2 tRNA genes are annotated in these 262 nt (G+C 50.0%); both read left to right on the top strand.

What is annotated here, in order from left to right:
* Positions 1 to 28: 28 nt before the first annotated feature.
* Positions 29 to 105, top strand: a tRNA-Ile gene (locus TW81_RS18755).
* Positions 106 to 145: 40 nt separating this feature from the next.
* Positions 146 to 221: transfer RNA gene (locus TW81_RS18750), tRNA-Ala, on the top strand.
* Positions 222 to 262 lie beyond the last annotated feature (41 nt).

Here is a 262-nt window from a genome sequence, read left to right as displayed (position 1 = left end):
TGGTTTATGTAGTTTAAGAGACGATACTGGGTCTGTAGCTCAGGTGGTTAGAGCGTTCGCCTGATAAGCGAGAGGTCGGTGGTTCAAGTCCACTCAGACCCACCAATTTCCTTGTGAGATTGGCACACAGTATCCGACACCTGATGGGGCTATAGCTCAGCTGGGAGAGCGCCTGCCTTGCACGCAGGAGGTCTGCGGTTCGATCCCGCATAGCTCCACCATCTTTAAGTGTTTTCTCTTCGAGAATATTTAAAAATGGTTC

Source organism: Vibrio galatheae (genome assembly GCF_000967545.1).
Lineage (GTDB): Bacteria > Pseudomonadota > Gammaproteobacteria > Enterobacterales > Vibrionaceae > Vibrio > Vibrio galatheae.
Note: the sequence above shows the minus strand (reverse complement) of the source record. Positions and strands in the feature narration are given on the sequence as shown.